This window comes from Bacillus sp. HMSC036E02, from assembly GCF_001836235.1.
GTDB classification, from domain to species: Bacteria; Bacillota; Bacilli; order Bacillales; family Bacillaceae_G; genus Bacillus_A; species Bacillus_A cereus.
The window spans coordinates 8,852-35,008 of record NZ_KV827850.1 but is presented as its reverse complement, the minus strand read 5'-3'; the positions used below and the strand labels follow the sequence as shown (position 1 = coordinate 35,008).

The following is a 26,157-nucleotide window of genomic DNA, read 5'->3' as shown; positions in this document are numbered from 1 at the left end:
ACATCCCCACCATAAAAAGCTGTTTTATACATAGACGAAAGAGCTAATCACAAATGATGAGCTCTTTGTTTACTTTATCCTTCAATTGTAACCCCAGTAAACATTGATAAGTTTCCCGTTATTTTCTCACCTACACGTAAAAATAAGCCTGCTGCTCTTCCGCTTATACAGTGAGAGCCAATTAATAGTTTACCAGTATATGGACCATCCCATGTGTCAATGGTATAGTCAGGCATTTCTATGTATTGCTGGTATATCTTCCTTTGTTCAAAGTAATACTCTGTTTTATCTTCAGCTAATAATTCATCATTTTCGTATATAGATACTCCGCCACCTTCACGACCAAATACAGGTTTGGAAACGTATGATTCATGTCTTTCTAGAAATCGCTTATTTGAAAAATATGTTGGTAGAAAGTATTTATAAATAATGTCTTGCTCTTCTTCTGTAAAGAAAACACTTTCTTCATAAAGCTTCCAAATTAGTGCGAGTACACTTTTGTTTTGCATAACAAATGCGGCTGGCGGATTAATAATTTTCACTCTTTCTTGCGCAATATGATCTAAAAATTGTAAACCAATCCTTTTTCCATTCTTATCAACGTCCGTTACTAAATACTCTATTGGATACAGTCTATATAAATATTTTATTTTTTCTCCACTCGGCGTATATATACCATCTTCCGCAACGACAATGTCTTGTATTCCTACATAGTCCGTTGACTGATTTAAGCAATACGTTCTTAAAAACTGAACCGTTTGACTATCTTCATCGTGCCAATCATAACTAGTAAAATATATCGTCTCTTCAGGGCCTATATGATAGTCATGTTTAATTTGTTCCCATGCCTGCACAATATGCTCTTCTATATGGTTTGGGTGATTTACATCATGATAACGGCATAACACTTCATTTGCGACAGACGGTTCTAAATAGCCTGTTGGCGTATCACAATTTACTTCTATTAATTTTATATCGTCACCATTTACGATAAAATCAAACCTTGTAAAATATGAAAATAAACCATTATGTTTCATTCTCGCCATTTCCCACGCTTCAGCTGGGAATCCAAGTTTTTGAAAATCTTCTGTCGTATTTACAATATATTGATACGTTCTATATAACACATACATGATTTCTTCTGTCGCTTTTGAGATAGCAGTATAAGTTTTTGCTGGCATGCGATACATCCCTGTTGCCATATATTGATTCCATTCTTCATTCTCTAACAGACTAGGCCAAGTGAAACCATTCCTACTAGCCTCTTCTGCAAGTGAAAACCATACTTTCATATACTCTTCTTGCTCTCGTTCTGTATACATTACTCCATTACCCTTTCGTTTTAGGATCCTGCTGGCGCTTTTGCGTTTCCAATTCCACTTGAACCAGAGTTTACTTTCGGTGTTTGCGTAGTAGATGATTTTGGCGTATTTGTATCTGGTGTTACTTTATTGGATGGATTTGGCTGCTGTTTATTTAAATCTACTTTATTGGAAGTATTATTGTTACCGTTAGAACCACCAGTATAACCACCGCTACTACCGCCACCTGTTCTACGCTCATCTTTTTCACGATATGGAATAACATTATTTGCATACGGTTTCTTCATTAAATTTGGTTTTGCTGTATAATTCATATTTGAAGTTCTACTCGCTAATAAATATCCTGCTACAAATGGAAGTATCGGTAAATGAGAGTTTTCATGATAAGATGAAAATGACGGATTATTTTCCTTGCATAACTCATCTTTCTCTACATTTTCATTGGTTGGGGCTTTATCATCACAATTTAATGTTTCTTGTTCATTTCTTTGTTTTGCACCATCTGTTTTAACAGCTGTACTTTCTTGCTGAGCAGTTTTTTCTTCATAATCACCACAACCTGTTAATAAAAAAGATGACACCCCTATTGAAGTAGCTATTTTTATAAACTTACTTTTCTCCATTCTCACGTGTTATACACCTATCTTCTTTTATCTATATTTTTCCAGATACCTATATTATATAATGAAATTATTATTTTTTTCAAACTATATTCAATATGTACAATTATATATTTTCATGCTATTTTTCCATGTAACAATGAAATCTTTCTATCCCTGGATATTTTTCTCCTAAACTTTTAACTTGAAAACCAATTCTTTTATAAAATTCTACCGCCCCATCGTCTGTCTCCGCTTCTATATAAGTCAATTGGTATACTCTTACAATCTCTTTAATCATTTGTAGTGCAATTCCTTTTTGACGATAATCTGGAGCCACTGCTATATGACATATTCGTGCTTTAGTTTCTCCGATTATTTCAATACCTAGACAAGCTTTTTCTTCATATTTGTACAAAGTCCCTTTATTACTTTGATAAAATATTATTGCCTTCTTTAAGCTTATTTCATTTGGACCGACGGCATATTGTAGCACATTTAATATTGAATCTTTTTCAATTTGTTCAACGCGATGTATATTCATACTTTCATCCCTTTCTATGAAAAAAAGACTAACTCTTAATAAAAAGAGCTAATCTCATTACGCCGTTATTTTTTCTTCTTTTTTTACAACGACAGCCACATAACTATGAAGTATCATTCCAATAATAACGAGACTCATACCAATCCAAGATAATGATGACGGAATTGGTGCAGATAACCAGATCAGCTCTCCTACTAGCGCAAATAAAACTTCACCAGACTGCGTCGCTTCCACTGTTGCTAATTTTTGCGGATCATCTTTCACAAGATCTGTTGCAAAGAAAAATAATACTGTCGCGATTAACCCAGAGCTAACTGCTACAATAAAACATTGAAAAACTTGGCTACTTGACGGTAATCCGCCTGTTGATACTTCGTAACCAGATAATAAAAACCAAAATGGTAAACTTGCTAATGTCATACCGAGTACTCGCTGAAATACATCTAATTCCCCTTTACAAACTTGCATCATTTTTCTATTTCCAAGAGGATACGCAAATGCTGCAATAAGTACAGGAACTACACATAAAACGGTTTCACGAATACCTAATGAAGAAGCATGTTCTGCTTGCATGAGAACAACACCGAATAAAATAATGCCCGACATAACTAATTCCTTCATCGGAAGTTTTTTATGTAGTGGATCCACCGCAAAAAATGGTGTTAACAAAATCCCTGCAACGATTGTAATTTGCCATGTTGATGCAACAAGCCAACCTGGTCCGAACGCTCCAGCAAAACTAAGCGGTGCATAAAAGAGACCAAATCCAACGATACTCCACACTAACCATTCTTTCGGATTATTTTTCATATATTGAAAGAGTTGCTTTAAGTTCCCTCTATACATAACAATAAGTAATAGCATTGGAACCATAAAATAATACCGTAATGATGCACTCCAAATCCAGCTTCCACCTTCTAAGTCCATTACCCTGTTTAAAACAAAAGTAAAGGCAAAGAAAAATGATGCCAGTATCCCTATAACAATTGCTTTCATTGTAAAACCCCTTGTATTTAATTTTTTATCTCTATGACATATATTTTAGTATACGCGATGAAAAATCTACATACAAACTTACATTTCACTTTGGGATGATGAAGGAATTGTAGTAGATTTACATGGGAATAAAGTGCATTGGTATGAAATCGAGGCCATTACATATCAAAATTTTCAAGGGTCAAAATCTACTTTAATCTCGACCCACTATACTCACCATGAAAATATACACATCCGCTATAAAAGATGGCTACCAACTATTGCGCATTCAATTTACTGGTTTTCTATTGAGAAACCAAAAGATTATCATAAAAATTTAATGATAGCTTGGGAAGAAAAGCGAACGAATAAAAACAAACGCCTCCTTTAATTATTATTTAGGGGCGTTCGTTCATTCAAAAATTAAAGAATATGTAGTTTATATTCTCTGTATAATTTCTTCAATCGATTTATATGGGCTTGATGATACCGATTATGATCTGCTATATGCCATATTCCCCATCTTATTGTCGCAGTTTCGCCTTTTTCATACAAAACTTCCTCTCTTAAAAGAACAACACCATATGTTCATCATCACTATACACACCATTCATTTTTATAGCCCTTTTTTCAATTCCGTATGTTTTAAATCCCATTGATTCATATAATCGTTTGGCTGGTTCGTTCGTTGACACAACCCCTAAATTCAATTGCTCTAGCTTCATCTCTTTTGCCCTTTCAATTGCTTTACGTATTAAATCACGTGCAAGACCACTTCTTCGATTTTCAGTATCTACATACATTGCAACGATATGTCCTTTATGCTTATATGCGTCTTTTTCTTCTGTTAATAAAGTAACAACCCCAACTAAACGATTTTCATTATTAAAAGCACCAAATGTAAAACTACTATTGGATGAAAGATTACTAGCAACTCGTTCAAGAGGATTTTCTTGACGTACCGCTTCTTCATAAGTCGTTATAAATGCTTCTGGATTTACTTGTAATGCTTGTAAACGTAACTCCCAATATTGTTTTGCATCCGCTTTTGTAAGTAATCGAATCATTTTATCTTCCCCTTTTTAATTTACATAATATTTTTATAGTCTACTTTTTTGATTCATACTCTTCTTTTAATATACTGTAACGATTGCGATGAATGAACTTCCCCTGTCTCAATCGATCATTTCTCATTAACCCTTCGCATACAAATCCGGCACTTTCATAACTCTTTTTAGCTTTTGTATTATCTTCATCTACACGTAACCAAATTTTCTCCAATTCAAACTGAGAAAAACCTATTTGTAACATGCTGTTTAGAGCTGCCATTCCAAATCCTTTACCCCAATAGTCTTTATTTCCAATCGCAATTCCTAGTTCAGCATTTTTATTTGTTTTATCAAAATTTTTAAGGTCTACCCATCCAATATGTATACCTGCCTCAGTAACGATTGCCCTTTGTTCATAACCATTTTTTCGGCTTATACAAGCTTCAATCCAGTTTCTCGTAATCTCCACGAGTGAACGGAGGATATTGATCTGGTACGACTAAATGCTTTGTTACATCTCTATCTAATGACCATTGATAGCGATCTTCTACATCATCTAGTGTCAATTCTCTTAATTGAACATATGGTACATTCATTTTTCTCTCCCCTTTTTATTTACCAATAGAAAATCCTTCGAACACTCTTCCACCATACTGTTCTAACGTCTTTTCTATAAAATGAATTAATTCATTTTTCTCTCCCGTTTTATAAAAATGATCAAAAGCGACTACAAATTTGTTTGCATATTGCTCATCATATCTTCTTAGCACTCTAATAAACCATTTTGAACTCCCAAGCCACTTACCATTTACTCTTAATACATATTCATGTACTAAATCCGCTAATAAATTAGCGATAAACAATTCTTCTTCTCTTTTTGTTGCACCAATAAAGTCATCTAAAGTATCCGTAATAAAATATCGCTTCTGCTTAATCGTTTCTTCGGTCCATTTAGCTGGTCCTTTATGTAGTAAATCATTCGCTTCTTTTTTTAATTTCTCAATAATTTCCTTTTCCCCTTTTAATGCAATCCCTTCTGAAACTAATTGTGGTAACGACGGTCTCCCTCGATCACAATCCATTTTGAAAAAGGTTTTATATGTTTCAAAATTATGAACAAACACCTCAACAGGCCATCCATTACTATAGAAAGATTCCCTATAGCAAGAAGTTAAACTTTGGTCAACTATTACAATATCAAGGTCAGATGTTTTCGTCGCTTCTCCTCGTGCAACGCTTCCGCCGAGTAAAGCTACATCACAATTAGAAAATTGTAATGTAATTATGTTTTGTGCTGCGTCAATTGCTTTCATAACCGATCCTCTTTTCTTATTTCACTTTCTTTTTTTCAGCTCTTTCTCTCGCTTTTTTTATATAGCTTTCTGCATCTGGTGTTTTACATGATGTTGCACCGTGATCAACCTCTACTTTTCCAATTTCACGTGCAATTTCAATCGCTTGTCGCTCTAAGTCTTCATTACGAATTCCTATTGCGATTAAAGCACTATTCATCGCTTCTTTTTTTCTATTTTTTTCATTATGTATATTTTCTTTAATCTCTTCTAAGTACGGAGAGAAGAAATCATCATGTAACGTTTTATTTTTAATCGCTATATTTGCTAATAAAGACCAGCCAGCTCTTCCAATCCATTCATCATTAGACTTTGTCCACTCTTCCATTCTTTCTATTGCAATTGGCGAAGTACATATAGAGTTCATAAGAACATCCATCAAACAGTAATAATCAACATCCTGAATCCAACTATTAAGCTGTTCTGTCGTTATTTTTTTCGGGTCTAAAATATAAGTTGCTAATGTCATTGCGTCCATATTTTTCGTTTCCCACAATCCAACTGCTAAATCATGATCTTTTTTTATCTTCTTTTTTAACAATTTTAAATTCGCAAAACTAACTCCAAATAACGGCTCTTTCGCTCCGTGGTTTTTATACGTTTTTCGATTTTGTTCTGTTCCATATTCCTCTAGTTGCTGCATTACTTCCTCAAGTAACATATACCCACCTCTTTATCTTTTATGTTGACTGTATATATGTATGTACGATATATTCTACATTACTTTTGGGTTTTCCTATATTTATTTTGAAAATACGGTATGTGAAATTTCTAAACATCACACAGCTACACCATCAAAAAACTGTATGTTTAACATGTACAGTTTTTTGATGGTAACAATTTTCCGTAGAATAAAATATTTTGTTTTTCGTCCGCTTCTTGTAAATATTTATTAATCATTCCAAGTGCTGCCCTATCCTTAATTGATCCTGTAGGGTTATGCCATTCACATTTAGCATAGATAGAAAGGTTCTTCGTTTCTTTGCATTCTAATTTAATGAGAGGTGTATTCCCGACATTTTTAGAAAACTCATACAAATGTTTTAATGTCATACTTCTATACCTCCTACATAAATGATATTGATTACATTTATTCTTAACCAAAATACTTTCTACATTTTAATAATTCTCTCAATAAGATTTTCTTATATAAAAATCCCTACAAACGCTGTAGGGATTTATGTCTAAATCATTTTGCTACACTCTATTTCATATGAAAATAGTTTCCTTATTCAGATGCATTCATAAGCACAATTCTCCAACCATCTGGATCCTCTATTGTGGTTCCTTTCTCTATCCAATACGGGTTTTCTGGTTCCACCTCATGATAGCCCATATTACTTAATCGATTCACTATCTTTTCGATTTTATCTTTATTAGGCATATAAAAAACTAGTAAATTATCTTTTGTCGGTGCCGGACATGGACTTCCATTAACATGTGTAGTAAACTCCAAATGATACTCTTCATCTGGTAATCCAAACATAACCCCGTCATATCCTTCATGATTGTGAAATTCCCCTATACGTTTTAGTCCTAATCCTGTTTCATAAAAACTGATCACTTCTTCAAATTTATCTGTTGGTCTTGCAATTCTAAATTGAACCCAATTCTTCATGCAATTCTCCTCCTTTTCATTTTTCAAAGCTTTATAGTAATTAGTATAAGTTACATATATTCCCTTTAACATCCCTCATTAGTGTGAGCTTCCTAAGTTGAAAGACCTATTAGTTAATAAACAATAGGACTTTAGTATAAATTGCTATTTTGCATTGTTTCTAATGTTATCCATGACTGCCCAATTTGATTAACATATGGCCTTTCCTGATTACAAATTTTTACAGCGAGAAGGTGCTTCTTCATTTTCGGAATACTGTACTTCACATGTAGTGCCAATATAATTATTCATATTCCCGCTCCTTTTTTCATGTAATTGTTTCTTTATCAATATTTTAATAAAAATCAAAATATTCGAATCAATATTTGGAACGAAAACGAAGTGATACGAAAGTATGATTTGGTGATTGAAAGTTTAAATAATAAAGTTTCAATTCATTCTATTTTTCAAAACTGCAATTGATATAAAATCTTGCATACTTTTGAGTAAACTTTTTTACACTTGTAAAAAAGTTTTTTTGCATTTCCCTACCTATAATTGCTAATATAGTAGAGTAGAACTTTTATAGAGAGAAGGAAAATTATGCACAATGGAATTCGAATGACAACTTTAGTAAAAAGGGCTATGTTAGTTTGTGCGGGGGTATTATTCACATACGAAGTGGCTTTTGGATCAGTACATACTGCTCTAGCTAGTACAGAGGATGAAGCAAAATCTGTTCAACTTGTAAGTGAGATTCAAACATCTCTTGCTCCGAAAGAAGCTCCAAAACATTATAACGGGCAAGTTAGAAAAGTCGCTTATTTAACATTTGATGACGGTCCTGGAAAATACACAGCTGAGCTTTTAGATATGTTAAAGAAAGAAAATGCAAAAGCAACATTCTTCCTAATTGGTTCAAACGTAAAAGCTTTCCCTGATCTTGTAAAACGCGAAGATGCTGAAGGCCACTACGTTGGGATGCACAGTATGACTCATAACTACAAGAAACTTTACACTGAAGGTCATTACGTAGATGAAATGAAGGAAGACCAAGGCTTAATCGCTGGTGTTTTAGGTAAATCACCAGTATTAACTCGTCCATCTTACGGCTCTATGCCAGGATTAAACGAAGCTCTTCGCAACAAAGTTGTAGAAAATGGCTTAAAAGTTTGGGATTGGACAATTGATTCTTTAGACTGGAAATATAACAAAATGCAAGTTGATGCTGCATCTGCTAAAATTGTAGAAAACGTGTTACATGGTGCTACAAATCCAACAGAAGTTATCCTTATGCATGATATTCATCCACAATCAGTAAAAGCAGTTCCTGGAATTATTAAAGGACTGAAAGAAAAAGGATATGAATTAGAAGCATATAATGAGAACGAACACTTCCCATTAAACTTCTGGCATGATAATCGTATGTAATGAAAAGACTTGATTCCCTCTAGTAGGTTATCAAGTCTTTTTTATCGTTTTTAGAATTTCCTTATAGAGAAAACCTATACACGCTTGCACCATATCAATAGTATACGTCCCTTTCCTTTTATCAAATAAATTTAACTTTGAAATATCACATGCTATCTTTAACCTAGTTTAAATAAGTAGATGTTATATAATCGTATTTATAGTGCAAACTGAAGAAGCTTGGAATCAATTTAAGAAAGAAACGTGATAAGTAAAAAACTACAAAAGCGACTTATCCAAAATAAAAACATACAGTCAAAAAAGAATTGAATATACAATTTCAATCCTTTTTTTATATTATCAACACTTTAGCACATATTACTCTTAAGGAGTGATATGTATATGGATTTTCTTTCATCTGAATATTTGTCTGCCTTGCTTGCCATTATTGTAATCGATTTAGTGTTAGCCGGAGATAACGCCATTGTAATTGGATTAGCAGCAAGAAGATTACCGAAAGACCAACAAAAGAAAGTTATCATTTGGGGAACCATTGGAGCAATCGCTATTAGGGCCCTCGCTACCTTAGTTGTCGTTTGGTTATTAAAAATACCTGGATTACTCCTAATTGGTGGTGTACTTCTTATTTGGATCGCTTACAAGCTGATCGCTGAGGGCAAAAACCATGATATTAAAGCCGAAGAAGGATTTTGGTCTGCTATTAAAACCATTATTATTGCTGATGCGTTAATGGGCATTGATAATGTACTCGCTGTTGCAGGAGCTGCCCATGGTAACTTTTCTTTAGTAATCATCGGACTATTAGTGTCTATTCCAGTAGTCGTATGGGGCAGTACATTAATTTTAAAATGGGTGGATCGTTTTCCTGTCATCATTACGATCGGAGCAGCCGTTTTAGCTTATACTGCCGCGAAAATGATTGTAGATGAGAAGTGGTTCGCTGGATTTTTCGAAAGTAACCCTTTCGTTAAATGGGCATTTATCATTATTATCATCGTCAGTGTAGTTTTCTTCGGAAAGGCAAAACAAAAAGCAACAGCTGGTTCTGTCTCATAATGATGGTATATTTACAAATAAAAGGCGCTATTCATATGAATAGCGCCTTTTATTATTTAGCTTCCCCTTCCGGAGTCGTTTTTACCTTTGTTTTGTTTTTATCACGGTTGTTATAGTTATACTTCGAACGATCTACTGGAGTGAATCCTTCCGGTGTGTAGAATCGTAATAAGTCACCATTTACGACTTGGTCAGAGTATTTTAGTGAGTTTTGAACCATTTGTTCATTTTTCTTTATTTCATCTGTAAATTCTACAGGTTTTCCAGTAGTTGTATCATAGTATTTGCCGTTTAGTGCAGTAACTGTTGGGCTTACGTAGTTACCGTTACGGAACGCAACGACTTGTTTATGATCTGGTGATAATAAATCAGAACCGAATTGAACATAATTCTTTGTATCTGTACCTAGTAAGTGTAATAGCGTTGGAAGAACGTCAATTTCACCACCATATTGATGTTGTACGCCACCTTTCACTCCTGGTACACGAACGATTAATGGTACACGTTGTAACTGTGCATTTTCAAATGAGTTCATTTCTTTACCCATTACTTTTGACATTGCTGCGTTATGATTATCTGAAATGCCGTAATGGTCTCCGTACATAACAATAATTGAGTTATCATATAAACCAGATTGTTTCAAGTAATCGATGAAGCCTTTTACAGATTCGTCTAAATAGCGTGCTGTTTGGAAGTACGTATCTACTGATGAATCACCTGTTGTTGCTGGTTCAATCGTTGCTTCTGCCTTATCGATTGGATAAGGGAAATGGTTCGATAACGTAATAAACTTCGTATAGAACGGTTGTTTCAACGTTTGTAATAACGGAATAGATTCATTAAAGAACGGTTTATCTTTTAATCCGTAGTTTACTACGTCTTTTTCATTCATATCGTAGTATGACGCATCAAAGAATTTATTAAAACCAAATGATTTATAAATATCATCACGGTTCCAGAATGTTTTGTAGTTACCGTGGAATACTGCTGATGTGTATCCTTGTTGTCCTAAAATAGCTGGTGCTGATTGATACGTATTATGAGATTTCGTTGTAAAGACAGAACCTTGCGGTAAACCAAACATTGAATTCTCTAACATAAACTCCGCATCAGATGTTTTCCCTTGTCCTGTTTGATGGAAGAAGTTATCAAAATAAAGTGTATTCGCATCTTTTGTAAATGAGTTTAAGAACGGTGTAACTTCTTGACCATTTAATTTGTAATCAATTAAGAAGTTTTGGAATGACTCTAAATGAATGTAAATTACGTTCATTCCCTTTCCTTTACCGAAATACTCAGGATTTGGACTTGCATAAGTTGATGTTAAATAATTTCGTACTTCTGTCATATTATCACCATCAGCTAATGCTCTTTCTGTCGATGCTTTCGCACTTTGAATTCCATCATAAATTGTGTAGTTGTATGCACCTAAATATTTCACAATATAATTACGGTCAAACGTTCTTGTTAATAATTCAGGACGGTCAGACTCTGCAAGACCTAAGTTAACACTGAATAATAAAATACCTACTACAAATACTAGAGATAATTTATGCTTCGCAACACGAATTGGTTTTGGATTTGCAAATTTTGTTGCGACTAACACAATTAATATAATCGTGTCTAAGAAGTATAATGGATCATAAAGATGTAGCAATGCAAGAATACTACCACCTAAATCTCCAAAGTTATTCGTTTGTGTTAATGTCGGGAACGTAATAAAGTCACTGAAAAAGCGATAGTATACTACGTTTGCGTATAAAAGGATCGACAATAACAAATTAATGATAATTAACCAAATATAAGATCGTTTCCCTTTTGCAAATAATGCTAGTCCTAAAAATAGAACTGCTGAACTAAGCGGGTTAAAAAACAGCAAGAATTTTTGGATTGTGTTTGAAATTCCTAAATTGAATTCTGTTACATAAGCTGCATATGTTTTGAGCCACAATAAAATAACGGCAAACAGAAAGAATCCAAAATGATTGCTTAACACACTTTTGCTCTTTAATAAGAACTGTTTCATTTCTCCACCTCTTTTGATCATCCAAGGCTTATTTTTTTATAAGTCTGTCTCTCTATTCAAATTTTCTTCTTCAAATAGATTATCTTTATTTAACTATATGAAGAATATTAGTAATTATAATTTGAAGCTAGTATTTATTCAACTATTTCTTTCTAGACATTTTGACCTTGGTTTCTATTTAACAAAATAAATTTGTAACATTTCCTGTTTTCTCCCAAGATTCATCCACTAATTATGACACCCCATACTATATACCTTTATAAACTCATTCGCAAACTATTCTATCTCCAAATTTGGTACATATTTCACATGACAAAATAATACGATTTGATTATATTACTCCACTTACATTTCCCTTCTTCAACTAACTCTTTAAATCTTAAAGTCATTACATCCCTTCCATACATGAAAGAATTCTCCTGTTCATTAATATTATATTTGAATAATTATTCATTTGACCGACCAGCGATGTTACGTTTTCTCGACAAAAAAACTCGCTCTAAAAAGAACGAGTTTTTTCATTATATATTATTGACCTTTGTACATTGCATCTACTTGTTTTTGAAGTTCCTCATTTTCTAAGAACTCATCATAAGTAGCCTCTTTATCGATTACACCGTTTGGTGTTACTTCGATAATGCGGTTTGCAATTGTTTGCACGAACTGATGGTCATGAGATGTGAATAAGATTGTACCTTTGAATGCAATTAAACCGTTGTTTAATGCTGTAATTGACTCAAGGTCTAAGTGGTTCGTTGGATCGTCAAGTGTGATTACGTTCGCACCACTTAACATCATTTTAGATAACATACAACGAACTTTTTCGCCTCCAGATAATACAGAAACGTTCTTCTTAACTTCTTCACCTGAGAATAACATACGGCCTAAGAAACCACGTAAGAAGCTTTCAGACTCATCTTGTGGAGAGAATTGACGTAACCATTCAACTAAGTTGTAATCACTGTTCTCAAAGTACTTAGAGTTATCTCTTGGGAAGTAAGATTGAGAGGTTGTAACACCCCATTTGAATGAACCGCTATCCGGCTCCATTTCACCCATAAGAATTTTAAATAATGTTGTCATCGCAATATCGTTACGGCCGATAAATGCAACTTTATCACCTTTATTTAAAGTGAAGTACACATTATCTAACACTTTTTCACCATCAATTGTTTTAGAAAGACCTTCAACAGTTAATAAGTCATTTCCTACTTCACGCTCAGGTGTGAAGCCAACGAATGGGTAACGACGTGATGACGGTCTAATATCATCTAATGTAATTTTGTCTAATAATTTTTTACGAGAAGTTGCTTGTTTCGCTTTAGAAGCGTTTGAACTAAAGCGTGCAATGAAGTTTTGTAACTCTTTTACTTTCTCTTCTTTTTTCTTATTAGCATCTTGTGTTAATTTTAAAGCTAATTGGCTTGACTCATACCAGAAGTCATAGTTACCAACATAAAGTTGAATTTTACCGAAATCAAGGTCAGCCATGTGCGTACATACTTTATTTAAGAAGTGACGGTCATGGGATACTACGATAACTGTGTTTTCAAAGTTCATTAAGAAGTTTTCTAACCATTGAATCGCTTTTAAGTCCAAGTGGTTGGTAGGCTCATCTAATAATAGAATGTCAGGTTGACCGAATAAAGCTTGAGCAAGTAATACTTTTACTTTCTCTGCCCCAGTTAATTCTGACAATTTCTTATCATGAAGGTCTTCACCAATACCTAAACCTTTAAGAAGAATTGCAGCTTCTGACTCAGCTTCCCAACCGTTAAGCTCAGCGAACTCACCTTCAAGTTCAGCAGCGCGCATTCCATCTTCATCACTAAAGTCTTCTTTCATGTAAATAGCATTTTTCTCTTGCATTACTTTGTAAAGTTGCGTGTGACCCATAATTACTGTTTCTAATACTGGGAACTCTTCATATTCGAAGTGATTCTGTTTTAATACTGCTAGACGCTCACCTGGCGTAATATGTATGTCACCTGTTGATGGTTCAATTTCTCCAGATAAAATCTTTAGGAATGTAGATTTACCAGCACCGTTTGCTCCGATTAAACCGTAGCAGTTACCTGGCGTGAATTTTATGTTAACATCTTCAAATAATTTGCGATCCGCGAAACGCAAACTAACGTTACTTACTGTAATCATTTGTGTCCTCCTACTAATACCGCTTATTTCAGCGTTTTCTCACCGATTGTCTTAAAAAATCGCATATTACGACTCAATTATTGTAGACTATAGCTATTATATAGTAGAAGCTGGATGAATAGCAACGGTTGATTACCTTTCTACAATGAAATCGGATAGTTTTTGTCCATTCCCCTAGCTATTGTATGTATATCATCGACCTCTTTCTCATATAACCTTTCACTGCTCATTCTGTAATATATCGGATTCATTTTCATCTGAAATATTATATACCGAAAAAACTGTAGAGAAATCATTCCCTACAGTCTCTTCTTATTTCGTATTTATTATTTTTTCTTTGTAACTCTTCATTTTACTCGTTAACCCTATTAACGCCGGTAATAATATCGGCATCACAATTAAAGCTAATAGAAGAAGTGCAACACCAACTACTGACGCAACTTGTATAAGTGTTAATACACCTGATGGAATTAATGCTGCAAATGTCCCGCCTAAAATTAGCGCAGCTGATAATACAACTCCTCCTATATGACGAGATGCAGTTACAATTTTCGTTACCGAATCCCCTTCTATCTCGTTATAGCGCATCATTACGAAAATACTATAATCCACTCCTAAAGCGACAATCATAATGAAGCTAAAGAATGGAACATTCCAGCTTAATGACCCTACATGTAATACATGTGCACTAATTTGTTCGCTTATACCGAGTGATGCAAAGTACGCCAATAGTAATGAGCCAATAATAAATATTGTGTTTAGTAATGAGCGTGTAATTACGATTAATACAATCGCAATGCCAATCAACATAATCGTAGCTGTACGTAAGAAATCTTGCCCTGTTACTTCTTTTAAATCAACGTTTCTAGCTGTTGTTCCGCCAATTGCTGTTTTCGCATCATGTAATTCCGTTCCCTTTACAGTGCCATCGATTGTTTTATTGATTTCTTGAATAATTGGCATCGCTTCTTTTGAATACGGATTTACATCTAAAATGATAGTCATTTTAGCAATTTTTCTATCCTGTGACATGTAGGTGTTCAATGCTTTTTGGAAATCTTCTCCCTCTAACACTTCTTTTGGAATATAAAACTTCTCAGAGCTTTTCGATTCATTGAGCTCCCCTAAATATTTCTGTGCGTCATGCAGGCCATTACTTACTTTTCCAAGCCCTTCTGTACTTTTAGATAAACCGGATTGTAATTGGCCCATCTTTTCCTGCAGGTCTTTAAGGCCCGTTAAAAGTTGTCCCTGCCCATCGTTTATTTTCGTTAATCCAGATTGTAACTCAACTGATTTATTTGCAATTTTTTTTGAACCTGAAGAACCTTCATTTAATCCATTTTTAAGATCGGCTGCTCCCTTTTGTAACTTATTAACTCCATTGCTCATTTCTTTTAAGCCGTTATCCACTTTCAGTAACGATTGATTCGCTTCTTTAAATGAACTCATCGCCGTTTTGTGCTGTGTTGCTAATTGATTTAATTCATTTGAAAGTACGCTTAATTTCTTTTGAGCCTCTTTAGCAATTCCTATCGTTTGTTGTATGTTTGGGTCATTCGCTAATTCTGGTTTCGTTTGAACGAAATTGGTCATTAACATTTCAATTTGTTCATATCCCTTTTTCGCACCATCAATCGCTTGAAAAATACTTCCGAAGTATTGATCGTAAGAGTTTAAACCTTTTTCTAACTGTGCATAACCAGCATGCAGCTGCGACGTTGCATTAGATAGAACATTTATATTTTCGTTTACTGAAGCTAAACCACTCTCAATTTGCTGTGCTCCTTGTGCACCGTCGTTTATGCCATTTGATAATTGATGTAAAGCTGTTCCTAATGCTGATACCCCGTTTTTCGCCTCGTTCGTTCCATCAATTAATTTTTGAACATTCGCAAGACTATTTGAATCATTACTTCCCATTTTATTTTTCGCATCTGTTAATCCATCATTAATTTCCTTTATGCCACCATCGGCATCTCCTAATCCTGTATTCAATTCTCCCGCTTGCTTATTTAAATATAATTCTTTTATCTTCTCACCAGTTGGACGTGTTGGTGCATATACTTCTGACACACCTTTAACTTTCGAAATTTTATCAGTTAATTCGTCTAAAATTTGTAGAGAAGTTCCTTCATCCAGCTTTTTATCAGATTGAATGACTAATGTACTCGGTGAAGAGAAACCAGGCGGAAAATGATCCTCTATTACGTTAATACCCATCTTGGATTCATACTTATTATCCACTTCAAATAAATCATTGTAATTAAGTGTATTAGAGTATTTTAATACGAAAGGAATCGATATTACGAATACGATGATTAAAGCGACAAATGGCCTTGCTACTGAGTTTTTCGCAAAGAATCCCCATAAGCGACTATCCTCATGACCTTTAAATGTTTTAACTGGATAAAACATTCCTTTTCCTAAAAGCACCATGAAAAATGGATTTAAAGTCGTTAATACGAGTAATAATACTAAAACACCAATTGCTACCGCTGAAGTCGATTGATATAATTTAAAACTTGCTAAAGCAAGTGATGCAAAACCAATTAGCACCGCTATTCCGCTATATAATACAGTTTTACCTGCTGATTTGAATGTTTCTTTCGTAGCTAAAAATGCATTTTCTTGTTTACTTAATTCTTCTTTAAACCTCGTATATAATAAAATGTTATAATCTGTTCCTACCCCAAACAGGACGACGACTACGAACACTTGTGTAAAGTTTGAGAATGGAAAATTAAATTGATCTACAAGCTGGGCAATAATCCCCATTGAAACTAAATACGATATACCAACTGTAAGAAGAGAAACAATTGGAACAACTGGTGAACGGAATACGAGGATTAATACTACAAGAATGAAAATGATTGAAATAACTTCTGTCTTTTTCACTCCCTCTTGAGAGGATTTAAGAAAATCACCCGCTATTAAGTCACTTCCTGTTAAATACGTTTTTACCCCTTTCGTTTGCACTTTTTCATGAAGATTATTTGAAACTTTTGATGTTTCACCATGTTTTTTATCTATCGATATTTGCGTTAAAATAGTCGTATTATCTTTAGAAACTAATTGTTTCTCCAAGTCTTTATTGTCTAAATGTGAAACAACTTCCTTAATTCCTAATCGCTCTTTTTCATTTTGCAGAGCGTTGATTGTTTTTGTTATTTCCTTTTTTTGTTCATCTGTTAAAGCTGCCTTATTGCCACTATTAAAAACGGCTATAATTTCATACTTTTCAACCCCTTCTTTATCCATCTCTTTCATCATATTGTCAGCAATACTGCTTTGCTTTGTATTAGGGATTGTAATTTTCCCTTTTTCTTTCACTAATTGATCCATATTAGGCATCGTTACGACCATTGTAATAGTAATAACTATCCATAATAGAAAAGATAAACTTCTCCAACTTTTTAACTTGCTCATTTGAATCATCTCCCGTTTTGAAAGTTTCACGTTAGTAACGGAATGAACGTTCATTCCTATTGTTCTATTACATTATTTTGTGAATTCTATTAAACTAGTCTTTCCGGAATGAATGTTCATTCCCTTAGTTACACAAACATCCTTTCCTACTCTCATTTTTTAAATCTATTTAGGAATGAATATTCATTCCTTTCCTTATAAAGCTATAGAATCAAATGATTCTAATAGCGTTCCAAGAGCTTTCTTCTAATTCTTTTACTAACTCTTTCGAGTATTCTAATTGCCCTGTTGCAATTACTTTCGTTAATTTTTCTAGCGGTTGATATACAATAATAATTAAAGCAACTGGAGGCAATGGACGAAGAAAACCTTTTGCGATTCCATCTTCAATAATATTCATAAAGAAGCCTATAAAATCATCAAATATTTTCTTACTCTGTTCATCAAGAAAATAACTATCACAGTGAGAATTTGTAAATAAAAAAGCATCTACATTGTTTCTCGCAAATTCAAATAAACGGTTGTACGTATGACTAAACTGTTCACGAATATTTGCTTCAACAGGAAAATCCGTTTTTATTATTTCAGAAAGCTCTAACATACTTTTTGAAAATAATGAGTTAACAAGTGCCTCTTTATTTTCAAAATAGCGATAAATAGTACCCGCACCGACTTTTGCCTTTTCAGCGATCATTGGAATTGTCGTACCATCGTAACCACGCTCTGCAAAAAGTTGCATCGCAGCATCAAAAATATCCTCTTGTTTGTTTTTAGCCATTTTTTCCACCTCTATTTCCAGGAATGAAAATTCATTCCGTTTTTAATTATAAATTACATGGATTAAAAGTCAAGTGCGTGACAAAGTATAGTTACGTTTTAGTGAAAAAATTATATCAACGATTATTAGAATATATCAGCGCAAGTCTAATTATATCAGCGATTTTCAGAATATATCGGCGCATCTCCAATTATATCAGCGATTTTCAGGATATATCGACTTACCGACAACCAAAGAGAAAGCTGTCCCAAAAATTGTTTTTGGGCAGCCCAATTTTCTATTGAAAACTTAAAAGAAATCATAAATAAATGCTTCTCGTACCGGAACTATTTTCTCAAACGCTTGTATTTCCTCTTCACTTCCGCTAATTAATTCTAATTCATTCAGTTGTAACGGACGTTTATAGCCGAACATTATTGTAGATAACTCGTTTATATCCAGTTTGATGCCTTTATCTATTGTTTTTTCTTTTATTATTGTTATTTCATGATTTGCAAGTCTCACTGTTATGTTATTCCACGGAGCAAATGCGTCTGTAATGTTTAGGATCACTTCTTGCTGTACATTGCTCCAATTCAACTCATATTGTTTTAAGAACTGCTCTACATCTACAATTCTTCCCATAAAATATGGTTTTATTTCTGTCTTCACGCGCGGCTCTTGCAATGAATATAATAACGGTTCGCTTTCACTTACTGTCATTTCAATTTCTTTAATCATAGAATCATGCTGACAAATAAAGTTCCACAGACCATTTCGTGCTTCATTATGCAGTGGTACAAATTCTTCTACTGTCATTTTATAGTTTTCTATTTTGTATAACATGTAACCTGCTGCCTTTTTATTTTCATCATAGTAAATCGCTAATGTTAAATCATCATAAACCGCTTGTAACCACCAGTTCTTCTCTCGAACTAACATACATGAAAAACGTTCTGCAAATGCTTCATAGAGCTTCTCGACTTCTTCTGGATGATTTTCTTTATTAAAACGTTTCACAGTACCATTTACTTGTTTTTTCATCACTAAATCGCTCTTACTTATATGACATTTGAGTAGATTCGCACAAAGTTCCCAGCCGTATTTACGATAAAATGAAACAGCAAATGGATGTAACATAGAGACTGTATAGCCATCTTTTTTCATTGTTTGAAGTGAATGTTGAAGTAGCTCTTTTACATACCCACTTCTTCTGTACTCTGGATACGTCGCTACTCCTGCAACGCCACCCATTTTAAATTTTTCTTTACCTATGTAAATATGAAACGGAATGAGGTGTAGTTTTGCAGCTAAGTCTTCCCCTTCCATAATGCCGTATATTTCATGACTTTCCTTCATCTTTGTAAGTTGCTGCTGTAATCGTTCCTCATCTACTTTATATTGAAAAGCGTATTCTGATAAACGTAATGCTTCTCTGAACTTATCTTCTTTTAATTGTATGACATTCATATAATTCTCCTCCATTCCCTGTTTGAATTGTATCATAATTCTTACTATTATAGTTCGGTAAGTGAAACTACAAGGACGTTTTAACAAAAAAAGCAGATACATCACGTATCTGCTTTCCATCCTTTTTATTTAGCTAATTTTTGAAGTTCGTCAAAGAATGTAGGATATGATACACCTACTGCTTCTGCATCTTCAATAATTGTTTTTCCTTCTGCCAGGCAACCAGCAATTGCAAGCATCATTCCGATACGGTGATCACCATAACTATTTACTGTATTGCCTTTTAGAGCTGATTTTCCGTAAATGATCATACCGTCATCAGTTGCTTCTATGCGAGCTCCTAGTTTCGTTAATTCAGCAACGACTGTATCAATACGGTTTGTTTCTTTTACTTTCAATTCATGTGCATCTTTAATTACTGTAATTCCTTCTGCTTGCGTTGCCGCTAATGCGATTACAGGAATCTCATCGATTAATCTAGGGATAATATCTCCGCCAATTTCAATTCCTTTTAATGAAGATGTTTCGATTGTAATATTTGCAGCTGGTTCCGATGCCCCTTCGTTAATTAGATCTACAGTGAACGTAGCACCCATTTTTTCTAAAACATCAATAATACCTGTACGGGTTGGATTCATCCCTACATTTTGTAATACTAGTTTACTATTTGGGATGATTGCACCTGCTACTAAGAAAAATGCTGCTGATGATACGTCACCTGGCACTTGAATGTCTGTTGCTGTTAATTTTTGTCCACCTGACAGCTTCACTGTTTTCCCTTCGCGAGTTACTTTAACACCAAATGCTTCGAGCATTCTTTCCGTATGGTCGCGTGAAATATGTGGTTCTGTAACAGCTGTTACACCTTCTGCACGAAGACCTGCAAGTAAAATAGCCGACTTTACTTGTGCACTTGCAACAGGAGAAATATATTCAATTGCTTTTAAATCGCCGCCACGTATTGTTAACGGTGTAAATGTTCCTTCTTCTCGGCCGTCTATGTTTGCGCCCATTTGTTTTAATGGGTTTGTTACACGCTTCATCGGTCTTTTTGCGATAGATTCATCACCTTGTACGCAAGAGAAAAATGGTGTGTTAGCTAATATACCTGACATTAATCGGATTGTTGTACCAGAATTACCAACATCTAATACAGCTTTCGGTTCTTGTAAACCTTCTAATCCTTTACCAACTACAGTAACCTCATCACCGTTTTGCGTAATTTCTACTCCCATTTCTTTAAAACATGAAATCGTACTTAAACAGTCTGCACCGGGCAAGAAACCTTTAATTGTTGTTTTCCCTTCTGCAATAGAACCGAACATAACAGCACGGTGTGAAATGGATTTATCACCTGGGATTGTAATGTTGCCATTCAATCCGTTATTAACAGGTTGTATTGTTCTTTCTTTCACGTTTTTCACCTTCTCATTTAAATTGTTTCATAAGTTTGGTATTCTTCTTCTCCAAGCGCTAGCTTTGCTTTCATACGATCTTCTTCCCTTTGGAAGCTAATACGTAATACCCCAAGCAGTCCTTCACGCGCTTCTAATATTTGCAAGTTCGTAATACTAATTTCCTCGCGAGCTAAAATACTCGTAATATGAGCCAATGCCCCCACCTTATCTAATACATCGACGTATAAGTCGTGATAGGCAGGAATTGCCCCTCTCTTTCTTACTGGTAAAGAATCACGGTATTCTTTCGCATCTGCAAAATAGTTTTGAATCTCGCCTGCATCTCCGGTAGAAACTGTTTTATATAAATCTTCCATTTCAGAGATCCACTCTTTTAATAATACCATTAAATGCTCTCGATTTTGCTTTACAATATCACTCCACATTTTTGGACTACTAGATGCGATACGTGTAATGTCTTTGAAACCTCCAGCAGCTAGTTGATGAATGAGCGGATTATCTCCTGCATGTTTCTCAACTTGCTTTACTAAACCTGCTGCGATAAGGTGCGGAAAATGACTAACGATCCCTGTTACATAATCATGTTCTTCCGTATTTAAAACAAGAAAATGTGACCCTGTTCCTTTTAACCATACTTTAAGGTCTTCCACTTGTTTATTTGGCACGTGATTCATCGGTGTTAAAATGTAAAATGCATTTTCAAACAAATGTGCCTTTGCACTTTCAACTCCCGTTTTATGAGAACCCGCCATCGGATGTCCACCAATGAAAGAAACATCCTTTGAAAATAAAGCTTCCGCTTCGTTCATAATAGACCCTTTTGTACTACCAACATCAGTCACTATAACATCTTCTCGTAAACGGAATGACGCAAGTTTGTGTAATAGCTTCTTCGTTTCTTCAACTGGAGAAGCAAAAACAATTAAATGTGCCTCTTCACATGCACGCTGTAAATCAACTCCTATTTCATCTACTACGTGTAATTCTTTTGCACGCTCTACTTGCTCTTTAAATATATCGTACCCTGTTATCGTTACATCGTGCTCTTTCTTAATTGCTAATGCGAGAGAGCCTCCTATTAAACCTGTTCCAATTAATACTACCTTTTTACGCATTTGCCTCATCTCGAGACTTATTTTTTTTATTTTCAAAGTGTTGTTTTAACACTGAAATCACTCCTTCATTTTGCTCCCTTGTTCCAACTGTAATACGGACACCATTCGGGAATGGACGAATAATAAATCCTGCATGTGCACAAGCTTCATAAATCTCTCCAGCATTATCTACCGGTAAGAAGATGAAATTAGTTTGTGACGAATAAAATGGTATACCGTTTTCCTTACAGAAACTCTCGTATTGCTGTAATCCTTCTGTATTCATGTGAACTATTTCTTTAATAAACTCGTCATCACCAAAAGCAATCGTCGCTGCTTTTTGCGCTAATGAAGATACGTTAAATGGTAAACGTACGACATTTAATTTCTCAATTAGCTCTTCCTGTCCGATCGCATATCCAACGCGGAAAGAAGCTAATCCGTATGCTTTAGAAAACGTTCTAAGTACAAGAATGTTTTTATGTTTTTCTAAAAGCGGTAATGTCTCAGGGAAATCTTTTGCTGTTACGTATTCATAGTACGCTTCATCAATGACAATTAACGTATTTTCACTAATGCCTTCAATAAATTGAGTTAATTTTTGCTCATTCACATATGTGCCCGTCGGGTTGTTTGGATTACAAATCCATACGATTTTCGTATTATTATTTACCGCTGACGAAATTTCGTCTAAATCGTATACACCTTTATTTAAAGGAATTTCTTTCACTTCACACCCTTCAATAATCGCATGATGGCGGTACTGCGGGAATGTTGCACCTGCTGTTACAATGTTATCTCCCGCTCGTAATACGGCGCGGCTTATCATTTGAATGATTTCATCTAAACCACTACCACAAAGTACTTGTTCCATTTGCACATGCAACTTATCTGCGATTGTTTGACGGAGCGTTGTAGCACCTCCGTCAGGATATAAAGCATGTTCCAACCAAGAGTTTTGCAACTCTTCTAAAACTCTCGGTGAACAACCGAATGGATTTTCATTCGATGCTAATTTCACAAACGAATGATCTCCGTACACTTCTTTCATTTGTTCTGGTGATTTACCTGGTTTATATGGTTGTAATGATGATAGTTGATCTTTTACTTGCACGTTAAACCCACCTTTTTATTAAAATTCTTTTGCGTAGTTATTGTGTTGCATAATGTTTTGTTTTAATAATTCCATACGATCTTTTCCGAATTGTTCGACTAGTGCATCTGCAAGTTCCCATGCCACAACAGATTCAGCTACTACACCCGCTGCTGGTACTGCGCAACTATCAGATCTTTCAATACTCGCTTGGAATGCTTCTTTCGTATCAATATCAACGCTTGCTAACGGTTTGTATAAAGTAGGAATTGGCTTCATCACGCCTCTTACGATAATTGGCATACCTGTTGTCATACCGCCTTCTAAACCGCCGGCATTATTCGTTTTTCTCGTGTATCCTTTTTCTTCATCCCACAGAATTTCATCATGCACTTTGCTTCCTGGTTGTCGTGCCGCTTCAAAACCTACGCCGATTTCAGCACCTTTAAATGCATTTATACTCATAATTGCACCAGCAAGTTTTGCATCTAATTTACGATCGTAATGAACGTAACTACCAACGCCAATCGGCATACCTTCTGCAATGACTTCCACAATACCACCGATTGAATCTCCACTACTTTTTGCGTTGTCAATCGCATTCATCATTTCTTGCTCTACTTCTTTATCTAAACATCGAACTGGTGAGTTTTCAGTAATTGTTTGAATTTCTTCAATTGATAAGTTTGAAATATGTTTTGCTTTTACTCCACCAATTTCAAGAACATGTCCTGCAATTCCCACGCCTAATTCGCTTAAAATTTGTTTTGCAACTGCACCAGCAGCTACACGAACTGTCGTTTCTCTTGCAGATGACCGCTCTAATACGTTTCTTATATCACGATGACCATATTTAATTGCTCCATTTAAATCTGCATGTCCGGGACGTGGTTTTGTAATTGTACGTTTCATGTCTTTACTTTCTTTTTCCGAAATTGGCTCTGCACCCATTACTTTCGTCCAATGTTTGAAATCATCATTTTTTACAATTAACGTAATCGGTGATCCAAGTGTCATCCCGTGACGAACACCACTTACAATTTCAACTGTATCTGTTTCAATTTGCATACGTCTTCCGCGTCCATGACCTTTTTGTCTTCTTAATAATTCTTTATTAATATGTTCCGCCGTAAGTGTCAAACCTGCTGGTACACCTTCTAAAATAACTGTTAACTGCGGTCCATGTGATTCTCCAGCTGTAATGTATCTCATTTCTCTTGCCCCTTTACTATTTTTTTGTACAAAAAAGTCCCTACTGAGCGCTCAGTAGGGACGATGTTTATCGCGGTACCACCCTAGTTGTAGACTTCTTTCGTCTACCTCTCTTCTTCTTTAACGATCGTTCGACCGTCTTACCCTCCAAAAGTTGTCGGGAAAGATGCTCCAAGGCTGTAATTCATGCTTACCTTTGTACTGATTCACACCGACCATCAGCTCTCTTTAACAGTGAGATAAGCACTACTGTTTCCTCTTCAATGCATATATGATATGGAATTAAGATAATTTATTTTTGAAACCTTTTAACTCATCCATGAATCTATGGAATTCTGGAATGTCCATTTGTTGTGCAGAATCTGATAATGCAACTGCTGGATCTGGATGAACTTCAGCCATTACTGCATCTGCGCCAATTGCAAGTGCCGCTTTCGCTGTTGGTAATAATAAATCTCTGCGTCCAGTTGAATGTGTTACATCAACGATAACTGGTAAATGTGTTTCTTTCTTTAAAATTGGTACTGCAGAAATGTCTAATGTGTTACGTGTTGCTCTTTCGTATGTGCGGATACCGCGCTCACAAAGAATAATTTGATCGTTACCTTGCGCAATGATGTATTCCGCTGCGTTAATGAACTCATCAATTGTTGCTGCTAATCCACGTTTTAATAATACTGGTTTGTTAACTTTACCTACAGCTCGTAATAAATCGAAGTTTTGCATGTTACGTGCGCCAACTTGAATTACATCAACGTAGTCTAATGCCATTTCAACATCGTTCGGATTTAAAATTTCACTAATAATTGCTAAGTCAAACTCGTCTGCTACTTGACGTAAAATTTGAAGTCCTTCTACTCCTAAACCTTGGAAATCATATGGAGAAGTTCTCGGTTTGAATGCACCACCGCGCATTAATTTTAAGCCTTGGTCTTTCATCGCTTGCCCTACTTGACGAACTTGTTCTAAACTTTCTACTGCACAAGGTCCCATGATGAACGTTTGTGTTCCGTTTCCAATCAATTCACCTTTTACATCAACAATTGTATTTTCTTGTTTCTTTTTACGTGATACTAGTAACGCTTTACGGTTATCATCTTCTTGTAACTCTAAGCTTGCTTTGAAAATCGTTTTGAAAATATGTTGAACTGTTGATGTTTCGAATGGTCCTTCGTTATGCTCTGCAATCATATCAAGTACTTCACGCTCACGTACTGGATCAAAGCGTTTCGTGCCTTGTACTTGCTTTTGCTCTCCAATTTTTTGAACAATTTCACCACGTTTGTTTAAAAGGTGTAATAGTTGTAAGTTAATTTCATCTACCTGTTTACGTAATTGATCTAATTCATGATTTGCCATTTGGAAATCCTCCTCTAATGTTTTAAAAGTATAGTAAGAGAATAAAAAATTCTCTATTTTCTGAACTGACTAATTATACAAATTTATAGTGGAATCGATACCTCTTCTTATTTTAAACTAATAATTCGTACAAAGACATGAACTACTAGTTAAAAACCCACTTTTTTGTACAAAAAAGCCCTACTGATTCAATCAGTAGGGACGATATTTATCGCGGTAC

General features: G+C 34.9%; 20 protein-coding genes, 4 pseudogenes and 1 other annotated feature. Of the genes and pseudogenes, 2 read left to right on the top strand and 22 right to left on the bottom strand.

All coding sequences use genetic code 11. From position 1 onward, the window contains the following. Positions 1–74: 74 nt before the first annotated feature. The 12 genes and pseudogenes from HMPREF2590_RS14225 to HMPREF2590_RS30775 form a co-directional block, all read right to left on the bottom strand. The gene (locus HMPREF2590_RS14225) at positions 75–1,322 is read right to left on the bottom strand and encodes a glutathionylspermidine synthase family protein (RefSeq protein ID WP_000287883.1); all 1,248 of its coding nucleotides are present in this window, start codon (positions 1,320–1,322) and stop codon (positions 75–77) included. A gap of 20 nt (positions 1,323–1,342) precedes the next feature. Continuing rightward, positions 1,343–1,951 carry a hypothetical protein gene (locus HMPREF2590_RS14220; protein ID WP_050821906.1) on the bottom strand — a complete coding sequence of 203 codons (609 nt, stop codon included), beginning with the start codon at positions 1,949–1,951 and terminating at the stop codon, positions 1,343–1,345. Between the two features lie 112 nt (positions 1,952–2,063). Next, the gene (locus tag HMPREF2590_RS14215) at positions 2,064–2,465 is read right to left on the bottom strand and encodes a GNAT family N-acetyltransferase (RefSeq protein ID WP_001020845.1); all 402 of its coding nucleotides are present in this window, start codon (positions 2,463–2,465) and stop codon (positions 2,064–2,066) included. 57 nt (positions 2,466–2,522) lie between these two features. Continuing rightward, on the bottom strand, positions 2,523–3,461 hold the full coding sequence (locus HMPREF2590_RS14210; protein WP_050821907.1) for a DMT family transporter: 939 nt from the start codon (positions 3,459–3,461) through the stop codon (positions 2,523–2,525). 402 nt (positions 3,462–3,863) lie between these two features. Then, positions 3,864–4,010: pseudogene (locus HMPREF2590_RS28995) on the bottom strand (DinB family protein); the annotation flags it as partial. After that, positions 4,007–4,507, bottom strand: a complete 501-nt coding sequence (locus HMPREF2590_RS14205; RefSeq protein WP_000620317.1) for a GNAT family N-acetyltransferase — start codon at positions 4,505–4,507, stop codon at positions 4,007–4,009. The gene HMPREF2590_RS14205 and the pseudogene HMPREF2590_RS28995, both read right to left, overlap by 4 nt. A gap of 40 nt (positions 4,508–4,547) precedes the next feature. Further along, positions 4,548–5,085 (bottom strand): annotated as a pseudogene (locus HMPREF2590_RS14200) (GNAT family N-acetyltransferase). A gap of 15 nt (positions 5,086–5,100) precedes the next feature. Next, the gene (locus HMPREF2590_RS14195; protein WP_000643679.1) at positions 5,101–5,802 is read right to left on the bottom strand and encodes a nucleotidyltransferase domain-containing protein; all 702 of its coding nucleotides are present in this window, start codon (positions 5,800–5,802) and stop codon (positions 5,101–5,103) included. Between the two features lie 16 nt (positions 5,803–5,818). Continuing rightward, positions 5,819–6,502: a DNA alkylation repair protein gene (locus HMPREF2590_RS14190; RefSeq protein ID WP_000923454.1), complete on the bottom strand. Its 684-nt coding sequence runs from the start codon at positions 6,500–6,502 to the stop codon at positions 5,819–5,821. A gap of 152 nt (positions 6,503–6,654) precedes the next feature. After that, positions 6,655–6,894 (bottom strand): annotated as a pseudogene (locus HMPREF2590_RS14185) (pyridoxal-phosphate dependent enzyme); the annotation flags it as partial. Between the two features lie 175 nt (positions 6,895–7,069). After that, positions 7,070–7,459 carry a VOC family protein gene (locus HMPREF2590_RS14180; protein ID WP_000800671.1) on the bottom strand — a complete coding sequence of 130 codons (390 nt, stop codon included), beginning with the start codon at positions 7,457–7,459 and terminating at the stop codon, positions 7,070–7,072. Between the two features lie 134 nt (positions 7,460–7,593). Beyond that, positions 7,594–7,750 (bottom strand): annotated as a pseudogene (locus tag HMPREF2590_RS30775) (hydrolase); the annotation flags it as partial. A 291-nt stretch (positions 7,751–8,041) separates the two neighbouring features. On the opposite strand from HMPREF2590_RS30775, the gene HMPREF2590_RS14175 reads away from it, so the two are divergent. Together HMPREF2590_RS14175 and HMPREF2590_RS14170 are read left to right on the top strand one after the other, a co-directional pair. Beyond that, positions 8,042–8,869 carry a peptidoglycan-N-acetylglucosamine deacetylase gene (locus tag HMPREF2590_RS14175; RefSeq protein WP_000551452.1) on the top strand — a complete coding sequence of 276 codons (828 nt, stop codon included), beginning with the start codon at positions 8,042–8,044 and terminating at the stop codon, positions 8,867–8,869. A gap of 381 nt (positions 8,870–9,250) precedes the next feature. Continuing rightward, entirely contained in the window at positions 9,251–9,925 is a 675-nt protein-coding gene (locus tag HMPREF2590_RS14170; RefSeq protein ID WP_000346956.1) for a TerC family protein, read from the top strand. Positions 9,926–9,977: 52 nt separating this feature from the next. On the opposite strand, the gene ltaS is transcribed toward HMPREF2590_RS14170, so the two are convergent. The 10 genes from ltaS to HMPREF2590_RS14120 form a co-directional block, all read right to left on the bottom strand. Continuing rightward, entirely contained in the window at positions 9,978–11,951 is a 1,974-nt protein-coding gene (ltaS, locus tag HMPREF2590_RS14165) for a lipoteichoic acid synthase (protein WP_000808774.1), read from the bottom strand. Positions 11,952–12,479: 528 nt separating this feature from the next. After that, positions 12,480–14,105 (bottom strand): ABC-F family ATP-binding cassette domain-containing protein, encoded by a 1,626-nt coding sequence (locus tag HMPREF2590_RS14160; protein WP_000633864.1) that lies wholly within the window; start codon positions 14,103–14,105, stop codon positions 12,480–12,482. Positions 14,106–14,417: 312 nt separating this feature from the next. Further along, complete coding sequence (locus HMPREF2590_RS14155; protein WP_070861455.1) at positions 14,418–17,534, bottom strand: MMPL family transporter; 3,117 nt, start codon at positions 17,532–17,534, stop codon at positions 14,418–14,420. Positions 17,535–17,745: 211 nt separating this feature from the next. Then, complete coding sequence (locus HMPREF2590_RS14150) at positions 17,746–18,312, bottom strand: TetR/AcrR family transcriptional regulator (protein ID WP_001107299.1); 567 nt, start codon at positions 18,310–18,312, stop codon at positions 17,746–17,748. 288 nt (positions 18,313–18,600) lie between these two features. Continuing rightward, on the bottom strand, positions 18,601–19,761 hold the full coding sequence (locus HMPREF2590_RS14145) for a GNAT family N-acetyltransferase (RefSeq protein ID WP_001100920.1): 1,161 nt from the start codon (positions 19,759–19,761) through the stop codon (positions 18,601–18,603). Between the two features lie 125 nt (positions 19,762–19,886). Beyond that, positions 19,887–21,176, bottom strand: coding sequence for a 3-phosphoshikimate 1-carboxyvinyltransferase (aroA, locus tag HMPREF2590_RS14140; RefSeq protein ID WP_000664630.1), 1,290 nt, complete (start codon positions 21,174–21,176; stop codon positions 19,887–19,889). Positions 21,177–21,193: 17 nt separating this feature from the next. Next, positions 21,194–22,294 (bottom strand): prephenate dehydrogenase, encoded by a 1,101-nt coding sequence (gene tyrA / locus HMPREF2590_RS14135; RefSeq protein WP_001228131.1) that lies wholly within the window; start codon positions 22,292–22,294, stop codon positions 21,194–21,196. Beyond that, a complete protein-coding gene (gene hisC, locus HMPREF2590_RS14130; RefSeq protein ID WP_001197276.1) occupies positions 22,287–23,387 on the bottom strand; it encodes a histidinol-phosphate transaminase in 1,101 nt (366 codons plus the stop codon). The genes tyrA and hisC overlap by 8 nt, the downstream gene beginning before the upstream one ends. An 18-nt stretch (positions 23,388–23,405) precedes the next feature. After that, the gene (gene aroC / locus HMPREF2590_RS14125) at positions 23,406–24,578 is read right to left on the bottom strand and encodes a chorismate synthase (protein WP_001269428.1); all 1,173 of its coding nucleotides are present in this window, start codon (positions 24,576–24,578) and stop codon (positions 23,406–23,408) included. Between the two features lie 53 nt (positions 24,579–24,631). Next, positions 24,632–24,851: a binding site (T-box leader), on the bottom strand. A gap of 9 nt (positions 24,852–24,860) precedes the next feature. Continuing rightward, on the bottom strand, positions 24,861–25,937 hold the full coding sequence (locus HMPREF2590_RS14120; protein WP_001273575.1) for a bifunctional 3-deoxy-7-phosphoheptulonate synthase/chorismate mutase: 1,077 nt from the start codon (positions 25,935–25,937) through the stop codon (positions 24,861–24,863). Positions 25,938–26,157: the final 220 nt, after the last annotated feature.